Below are 9,121 nucleotides of genomic sequence, written 5' to 3'. Positions count from 1 at the left end.
CACCGATCTTGAAACAGTCCCTCGTGCGGACCCGCCACCCACAGATCCAGGGACTGTCCGAGCGGCGGTGTGCCAGGCGGACGATGGCCAGGTGTTTCCGCAGGCCATCCCGATCCTCACCCCGAGAACAGGGATCAGGATTTTCTGCCGCTCCCCTGTGCTCATGAGATTGAGGGTGAAAGTGGCTGCTGTAGCGACCACTTGTTCCCTCAATCTCATGGTTCACCGATACTTCGGCTGGATGCGGAGTGGGGGCGTGCGGTATGGGTGACGTTTTGGAAGGGACCGCTGCCGTTGTCGGTCCTGTTGTTATCGGTCCTTTCCGGGGTAGACGGGGAGGGGGAGAGCGCCGAGGTCGGGGAGACTGGTGCCGCGGCTACCCTGGACGTCGCGGCCCTGCCGTTCGTTCTGGACGAACCACTCGAACGAGCGGCCGCGGGGGTCGGGCGGGACCGGGACGTCGACGCGCAGGCCAGTCGGGCGGACCCGTGGATAGTGCACGGGAGTGGACGGATCGCCGCTGGCGGCGGCGAGGAACGCCCGGATGTGTGGGACCCTCTCGAACTGCCCGGCATCGCCGCCGGCCACCGCCTGCCGGAACTCTTCGACGGTTTCCCGGGCCGCCGCGGGAAAACCGTTCGAAACAGGCTCGTCCGGAGTGATCGAGCGATAGTACTCAGCCCATGACTCGCCGGTGCGCAGGTCCGTACGGGCCGGGTCGACGGTGAGCCGGACGCTGCCGAAACCCAGCGGCTTGCCCAGGCCCAGCCGGTGGAAACGGCTCGGCTCATCGGTGCCCAGGTCGAGCAGCCACAGCAGCGCGCCCAGCTCGGCCCCGGTCAGATTACGGACGTCGACGGTGAAGGTGAACGTCGTGCCGGGCCGGACCCAGCCTTTTATCGACCGGTTCTGGTCGTCACGGTTCTCGTCCTGCGGCCCGCCCCTGGTGAGGGTGGTGAACGCGGTTCCGTCGCGGTTCAGCGGGTTCGCGCGTGGATTGTTCTCGGGTATCGCGGACTTTCGTGGTCGACGGTATTCCTGGTAGCGCCCGCCGTCCAGGATCTGGGTGCGGTCGGTGGCCGGGTCCTGCCAGTAGCCGTCGGGCAGGCCTGCGTGATGTGGGTAGACCTTGCGTCCGCGCAGCACCCGGCCTTCGGAGACGAACCAGCTTCCCTTGGGCAGCCCGGCCGGCAGCGGCGCGGGATGGCCGTTGCGTTCGGCGCCGAGGTAGAAACGGCCCTGGCCGGGTTTCGGCTGGCCGAGAATCGCCAGCGGCAGGCCCGGATTCTGGAAACGCTCCACGNGGCGGGCCCGCCGGCCGACGGCGGGAGGCGCTTTCTGTCGGCGGGCGCGTCCGACGCATGGTCGCAGCGCACCGGGCCGATGCGCACGGCGCCGAGCCAGGCGCCGGCCGGGTCGCCCCGGCCGTCCCCGCCGTCCCGCTCATCCCAGCCGCCGCGGTCGCTCCAGCCGCCGCGGTCGCTCCAGCCGCCGCGGTTGGAGCCGGAGCGCTTTTCGCGCCGGCCCCCGGCCTCAGCCCCAGCCCCGGCCCTGGGCCGCTCCTCGGTGCGGACCCAGCCGAACACCCGGTCCGCGGGGGACAGCTCGCTGATCGTGTCCGCGGGTCGCAGCGACGAGGGCAGCAGCTCGCTCGGCGGGACGCTGAACAGCTCGCGCGCGATCGTCACCGGATACAGGCTGTCGATCTCACCGCGGGCGTCCAGCCGGACATAGATCAGATCACCGTTGGTGAGTTTCTCCGGTTCCGTGCTCTTCGGCGGAACCAGGTGGCGGCTCGATACGAGTGCCCCGGGGGTTTTGGGGTCAGGCTCCTTCAGCTCACCGGGGCGGTGCGCCGCCGCGTAGCCGTTGATGATGTCGCGCCAGATGCCCCGCAGCCGCTTGTCGAGCTCGTAGGTCTCCCGCAGGTCGTTGTCCGGGTCGAAGAAGAAGACCCGTTCGTCGTGCTTGCGGTCGATGTTCCGGTTGGTGACGCACACCCAGCCGTCGACCACCTTCTCCGGGCCGAGCGGCTCGTACCAGGACGCCCGCGGCCGCTTCGAGGGCTGCAGCGGCGCGTGCCCCGGCTCCTGGCCGGGCTCGGCGAGCGCGCGCACCCACCAGAGCTGGAAGTCGGGTTCGTGGCTTTCCGACCGACGGTCCCACCTGTGATGCTGGACGAGCTGGATGCGCGCCCGGACCAACTGGCCATGCCTGGGCCGTGACCCGTCCGGCATCATGATGTTGAAGTCGGCCTTGGTGGCGGCGCGGTCGCGGACGTTGCGCGCACCGTCCGCCGTCCAGTAGCTCGGCAGCCAGGCCGCGTGCATGGGCGAACCGTGGCGGCCCTGATGGCCCGCGGGCGTCGTCCCGGGCAGCAGCTCGATCTTGGCGGCGCCGCCGTTGCCGATCACCCGTGCCGGGATGGAGGCGAGCCCGTCGCGGGCCGCCATCCGGTAGCCGAGTCGGCCGTTGTGACCGGTGAACACGCCGAACCGGGAGTTGGTCACCGCCTCGTAGGCGGTGCGCAGCATGCCCTTCACCGCGGTCGCGGGCAGGTGCGGCCGGGTCTCCTCGCGGCCGTCAGGTGTGATCACTTTCCGTTCCAGTACCGGGTATGTGGCGTGTCCGGTGTCCTTGGAGCGTTCGAGGAAGGGGGTGTCCAGCAGCAGGAGCGGTGTGCCCACGGTGAGGGTGACGCCGATCGTGCCCGACCAGCGGTACTCGCGGAGTCGGTCGTGACCGGGTAGGCGGTCGCGGTCGGTGGGGTCGCCGACGTCGCCGAGGGCCTGGTGCCGTTCGTCGCGGCGCGGCGCCGGGACGAACCCGTACGGGTTGACGAACGCGTTCAGCGGCTCGGGCGGGCGCTGCCGCGTCTCGCCCGGGATACCAGGGGCGCCCGTCTGCCACCCGCCTGACCCCGCACGGCGGGACGGCCGGGCCGGCGCCATGTGGCGCGGCGGCTGACGGGTGACCCGCTGCTGGGATGCCGGAGCCGGCCGAGGCCGCGGCCGTGTCGGCTGGGTGGGCGTGCCGCCCTGCGCTGTCCCGCCCTGCGCCGACGACCCGGCGTGCGCGCCTCCGGCCTGCGCCGATCCGGCCTGCGTTGGCCCGGCCGGTGCCGAATGGGACGAGGAGGATTCGGCCGCCGCGCTCTCGGGGGTGGCTGTGGCGGGGGCACCCTTGTCGCGGATGCGCTTGGCCCGGCCGCCCGTCCAGTCGTATTCGACGGGGCGGCCGGCCAGGTCCTCATCACCCAACGTGGCCAATGCCGGGTCGAGGAAGCGGCGGTCGAGGCGTCGCTCGCCTCCGCTCGCCTCGACGATGACGAGTCGGCGGGTGCCGTCCTGGGTGGTCTTCCAGCTCACGACGCCGGAGCGGCTGCTCATCGGGTCACCTCCGGGAGAGGGCCGGGCCGGCGGGGGCCGCCGGCGGTTGCGGGGCGCTCCAGCAGCGCGGGAAACAGGCCGACGAGCCGTTCCTCGGCGACATAGGCGTTGCCGTGCTCGGGCTCGGTCGTCACGTACTCGACGGTCTCCAGGAAGACGCATTCGTCCTCGTGGGGGGCGCGCGGCACCGGCACGTCGAGCAGGCCGATCCGGGCTTCGGCCAGACGCACCCACACCGGCCCGCTGGGAGCGTCCGCGCTCTGCGGGACGTCCGGGGCCTGCGAGGTGTTCGGGTTCTGCGAGCCATATGGACGCAGCGGTCGGCCCCACAGCAGGTATTTGTTGTCGATCCTGTCGATGGCTGTCAGCGGGGCGACGGGCCTGTCGGGCTCGCTGGGCTCATCGGGCTCGCCGAACAGCCAGCCGGGGGGCTGGCAGAGCGCCGGCGACTCCGACAGGAGCACGGCCGTACCGAGCCCGTCACGCTCGTGCAGCCAGCGCAGCTCCGCGTCCCGGTTGAAGATCCGCGCTTCGAAGACGGCGGCGGGGCCTGATGCCGGCAGCGGCAGTTCCCGTTCGGTGGACGTGTCGGCGACGCCGGCCCCGTCCGCGAACGAGCGGCTGCCGGGCACGGTCAGCCGGCCGCCGGACAGCCTGGCCACCGTGTACTTTCGCGCGCTCGCCAGCAGTGCCACGGCGTCGCCGATGTCGGCCTGGCGGATCGCGTCCGGCAGCGAGATCTTCGTCGACCTGCCGGTGTGCAGGGTGGTGATGGCGGCGGTGTGGGTTGTCACAGCGGCCTCCCGTCCGCGCGGTCCTTGTCGGGGCGCTCCTGATCGAGACGGTCCCGATCGAGGTAGTCCTGCCAGCTCCGGGTGTAGGCGGCGACCGCCGGCTCCCGGAGCAGATCGTCGAAATCACGTTCCGTGTCGGGGAGCCCGGGGAAGCCGCTGATTCTGACCGATTCCACGGCGATGTCGCCGTGGCCGCGGTTCACGCCGTGGCCGAGCCGGAGCCGTCCGGCTCGCAGGTCCCGCAGGACGAGGAGCAGCAGCGCAAGCGCCGGCCGTGCCAGGCCGTCGCCGTCCCCGTCGCTGCCTGCGTCGTTCCCGCGTTCCGTACCGCTTCCGTCGCTTTCGCCGGCCGTACTCACCTGGTTGCCGGAGTCCGCCGGGTCGCCGGAGTCCGCCTGGTTGCCGAAGCCCGCCGATGCGGTGTCGAAGCGGTTCAGCCGTCGCAGGTCGACGGTCAGGCGCAGGTCCTGCCAGGCGACATGGTGTGGTTCGAGGGTGCTGTACAGGCGCTTGTCCGCGGCGCCGCCCGTCCAGCGGTCGATGGCGACATGGTCGGCCTGGTCCATGCCGAGCTTCCGCAGGCGCTTACGGACCTCCGGCGGCACCTGGGCCCGGGCCTTGTCCCACGACCGGGTCGGGCCGCTGTCGGACGGCTCGCTCAGGCCGGTGACGTGCGCGCCGTTCAGCGCGCGCCAGAGATCGGCGGGGATGGCTGGCTTCGAGTAGCAGTCGTCCGCGCCGAGCGCCCCGACGCCGCGTGGCGCCCGCGCGGCGCGGCCGTCGCCACCATCGTTCCCGTTGCCGTTTCCTCCGCCGTATCCGTATTCGGTTCCGCTGGCGGCCGTGCCGGCGGAACCGAACAGGGCGTTCACCGCCGCGAGGTCGTCGAGCTGTTCCCGGAACCGGGCCGACCGCCGCGGCCCGGCCGGTACGTTGAGCGGATGGGCGGCGTCGCGGGCACGGGCGGTCCGTTCGATACGCTCCGCATGCGACCGCAGCGCACCCTTGATCGAGCTGCCGGGCAGGACGAGCGCCACCTCGTCGCCGCCGACCCCGCTGACCAGGGGAAGCGCGTCGATCGAGAGCCCGTCCACCGCGGAGCGCACCATCACCGGGGACGTCGGACGCCAGGCGATGGTCACCCTGAGTAGATCGGCGTCCGGGTCCCTGCCGCCGAGATCCGCCGGCGTCAGCGCGGTGCCGGCCGCAGTCCCGGCGGTCCCGGTGGTTTCGGTGGCCGGTGGCAGGCCGAGGGCGCTGAGCAGCCCGTCCATGCTGTCGAAGCGTTGCTCCACGATCTCCGGTTCACCGGCCAGGACGACGGAGCCGAGACCGCGGGTGCGGGCCGCGCCGAGCCGGACCCGGCCCCCGGCGAGCGCGAGCAGCAGGGTGCCGAGCATCGCCGTGGCCGAGTCGGCGTCCCGCTCCGGGTAGGGCGACTCCAGGTCGATGCCCAGCCGCAGGTAGGCGCCGCGGGGGAGCACGGCCCGGCCGTAGAGGAAGCCCTCGGCGACGGTCCCCAGCACCCGGTCGATGCCGATGCCCGTGCGGGCCTCGACCCGGGACGGTGGGAACGGGGAGTCGAGATCGGTGCCGGTGGTGACCAGACCGTCGTGCACGACGATCCGACTCGTCGAGCCGTCGTCGGAGCCGCCGGAACCGCTGGAGCCGTTGTCGGAGTTCTGCCGGGAACCGTTTGCCCGGATGCTGTTCTGCGGAACGTTGCCCCAGATGCCGTCGAGGACCAGCCGGTCGGCGATCGAGCGGCCGGCGAAGGCGCGCAGCGCGCCCGCGAGGCTGGTACCCGGTACGTACAGCCGTGACAGCCCGTCCACGGCCAGCGCCAGGTCGATGGACGGGTCGTCGCCGACGCCTCCGACGTGCAGCGGTGTCTCCAGCCGCAGCCAGCCGCGGACCCGCAGCCGGCGGACCATCGCCCGCCCGGCGCGCTCGGTCCGCCTGCCGGCCGGGGCCGCGGGTGGGACCGGCGGTGGGCCGGCGGGCGCGGCGGGAACCGGTCCGGCCGCGCTGTTCGACCTGGTCATACCCTCACCTCGTCGTGGATCCGGTCGTCGTGGACCTGGTCGTCCGTGCTGCCTGGCGCGTCGGCGCCGGCCACCGCCCGGTGGTGGGCGCTCAGACAGCTCGTGACGAGCGTGCGAACCGCTTCCGCCCACAGCCCGGTGTCGTCTCGCAGCCGCTGCGCTCCGTTGTCGGTGATGGTCAGCCCGTGGGCCGCGTCCTCGTGGGCCGTGTCGCTGTCGCCTCCCGGGCCGAGGCCGAGCAGCACCCAGACCCTGGAACGGTCCCGCAGCAGCGGCCTGATCCGCCGGTACGCCCGCTGACAGGCCGGGCCTGACCAGTTTTCGGCCAGGCGGTCCAGCCAGTAGTCGATCTCGTCGTCCTCCTCCAGCCGGCTCAGGACGGCTCGCAGCCCGCCGAGCTGGGTCGGGTTCACCCGCTCGGCGGCGTCCCCGCCGGTGGCGGTGAGCCCGAGCGCCTCCTGACGTCCCTCGGGCGTCGCGGCGATGGCGGCCGAGGCGCGCCGGATGTGCGCCCGCCACGCCTCCCGTTCGATGACCAGCGCCGTCGCGTACGCGGCCTGGTCCTGTTCGGTGACGAGCGGCATCTCATGATCGCCACCGGGTGGCGGGTACGTCCGTAGCCGGCCTGGGCGTGCCCGCAGCAGTGGGTCGTCGACGGCGATCTGGCCGAAGCCCTCGGCGGTGCGTTCGCCGATGCCGGCGGCCAGCACCTGGTCGAGCCTCTCGCGGGAGAGCCGCCCGCGCACGGTGAAGGTCAGGACGCTGCCGGCGGTGAGCCCCAGCAGGGTCGGGCGGGGCAGGCCCCAGCTCCGCTGCCACGACTCGGCCCGTCGGACCGCTGTCGCCCGGTTGATCAGCCACTCGGAGGCGGCGGCCTCCTGGAGCTCCAGGCGTACCCCCAGCCCGGCGCCGAGCTGGTCGGCGAACTCGCGGGGGTCGGTCGACGGGCGCAGCCGCCGGTCCCGGATCAGGACGTCCGACAGCAGCCAGACGGTGATCGTCCCATCCTGGCCGGTGTCCGCTCCGCTGGCCCGCGCGTCCGGCGCCGGGGATGCCGGTGGCGTCGCGGTCACCGGGGATGCCGTGGCCGTCGGGGACGTCGTGGCTGCTGGGGACGTCGTGGCTGTCGGGGGTGACGTCCACGGCGCCGGCGGGCCCTCGACGGCCACGGTGACCTGCCCGTAGTCGTCCTTGGCGGAGCGTCCGAGCGCCCACGCGCCGGCGAGCGCGGCCTGCGCCCCCGCGGGCAGCAGGCCGGCCCGTACCCGGACCTCCGCCCGCAGCATCGACCCGGCGGCGAGCGCTTCGTAGGTGTACAGGCCGACCACGTCCGCTGTGGGCCGCTGCCGCCGGTCGTCGATGACGTTGTGGGTATGGATCGTCAGATGCCGTTTACGGATGGTGATTGCGGGCGGGTTCGGTTCGTCCGCCGTGGGCGCTGCCGTGGGCTCCGATGCGGGTCCCGGCACGGGCGCCGTCCCAGGTTCCGGCGGTGCCGCACTGACAGGCGCCGTGCCGACATGGTCGACAGGTGACGCGCCGACATAGGTGCCCTTGTACGCCCTGGGCGCGGCGCCCGCTTCCGACGGCGTCTCGACCAGCCGGTTGACTGCCGCGGTCTCGTCGTCCTTCGGGTGGAGCCAGGTCCGGGGCAGCGGGCGGCCGCGCTCGCCGGCCACGTCGACGGTCGCGTTGGTCACGACGAGGTCGCCGACGCGGGCGAGCGCGTCGGGATCCCATCCGCCGGCCGCCCCGCGGGCCGCTCCATCGGCCGTGGCCAGCCGCCGCAGGACGCCGGGCAACAGCACCGATCCGGGCACGAAGTCCAGCGACCGCACGGCGTTGCCAATGGTGCGCTCCTGCGCGATCAGCGGCGTGTCCAGATGTATCCGCAGAGCGATGCTCTCCCAGTCGGAGCGGTCCGGACGCCTCGGGGCGGGTGAGGCCGCCGTCTCCTCGGGCACGGCGGGGACGGGCGGGGCGACGCCGCCGCGTGCCCGCAGCCAGGCGGCGACGTCCTCCAGCGTCGGCAGCGCCGGCACCGGCGCCGGCGCAGATGCTTCGGCCGCGGCGGGTTCGACCCGGGTGACCTGGGTGACGTCGAGGCGGCAGCGGCCCGAGCCCCGCCGGCGCTTGCCGCCGATGGACTCCACCAACCGTGCCCCGAGCAGCAGCACCGCGGTGGCCGCCCACCGGCCGTCGTCGTCCAGGCCTGCCGCCCGGCCCGCCCCATGGCCCGCCTCGTCGGGGCGGGGGGCCGACCAGCCCGCGAGCGTCGCCCGCGCGGTCAGTTGGACGCCGCAGCGCGCCATCTGCTCGAAGCGGAGGAACTTCTCCGCCACCCGCCCGGTGTCCGGGTCGATCTTCACCCCGGGGCGGACGAACGTGGTCGCGTCACGCAGCGCGCGCCGGCTGTCCGGGCGCAGCGCTGCCGCGAGTTCCGCCGGATACCGTGCCGGGCGCACCGACAGGGCCGCCGGACGGGGGCGTTCCCCGGCGGGCGCGTCCCCCACGGACAGGGCGGGCTGGCTGCCGAACAGGAACTCGACCCAGGCGTGCCACCCCCCGGTCGTGCCGGCGGTTCCAGCCGCGTCGGCCGGTGCGGTGGCGTCCGGGAGCGGGGCCGGGGAGCCGTCGAGCGCGGCGGCGGCGAGCTCGCAGGCGTCCCGCCACACGCCGGTCAGGGTCTTGCCGGGCACGAACGGCAGGCCGTCGTGGTCGGTGTTGACCAGTTTGTTGACCCCACCGGGAACGCCCAGGCCGGTGCCGCAGTGCCAGTCGCTGTCCATGTGCAGGACCAGTTCGAACGTGAGGTCGCCAGCCGGGTGCGTGGTCGTGTCGTGCGGCTCTGTCATGCCGATGCCCCCGTCGTCGTCGGCTCGCCGTCCGCTCC

General features: G+C 73.3%; 4 protein-coding genes. All 4 read right to left on the bottom strand.

Going from position 1 to position 9,121, the window contains the following annotated elements; genetic code table 11:
- Positions 1 to 309: 309 nt before the first annotated feature.
- Complete coding sequence (locus FrCorBMG51_RS32720; protein ID WP_157180610.1) at positions 310 to 1,146, bottom strand: hypothetical protein; 837 nt, start codon at positions 1,144 to 1,146, stop codon at positions 310 to 312.
- Between the two features lie 2,239 nt (positions 1,147 to 3,385).
- A complete protein-coding gene (gene csx19 / locus FrCorBMG51_RS21230; RefSeq protein ID WP_047224779.1) occupies positions 3,386 to 4,183 on the bottom strand; it encodes a type III-D CRISPR-associated protein Csx19 in 798 nt (265 codons plus the stop codon).
- Positions 4,180 to 6,228, bottom strand: a complete 2,049-nt coding sequence (locus FrCorBMG51_RS21225; RefSeq protein ID WP_052914912.1) for an RAMP superfamily CRISPR-associated protein — start codon at positions 6,226 to 6,228, stop codon at positions 4,180 to 4,182. Before FrCorBMG51_RS21225 ends, csx19 begins: the two co-directional genes overlap by 4 nt.
- Positions 6,225 to 9,121: RAMP superfamily CRISPR-associated protein (locus FrCorBMG51_RS21220; protein ID WP_235433791.1), on the bottom strand; the 2,897-nt coding region annotated here is incomplete at its 5' end. The genes FrCorBMG51_RS21220 and FrCorBMG51_RS21225, both read right to left, overlap by 4 nt.

Origin of the sequence: Protofrankia coriariae (genome assembly GCF_001017755.1) — a bacterium.
In the GTDB taxonomy this organism is placed as follows: Bacteria; Actinomycetota; Actinomycetes; order Frankiales; family Frankiaceae; genus Protofrankia; species Protofrankia coriariae.
This window is presented reverse-complemented; position numbering and strand designations above follow the sequence as displayed.

What these genes read in the sequence shown, in the direction of transcription:
- FrCorBMG51_RS21225 (WP_052914912.1), bottom strand. Translation starts at nt 6,228, where the DNA reads ATGACCAGGTCGAACAGCGCGGCCGGACCGGTTCCCGCCGCGCCCGCC.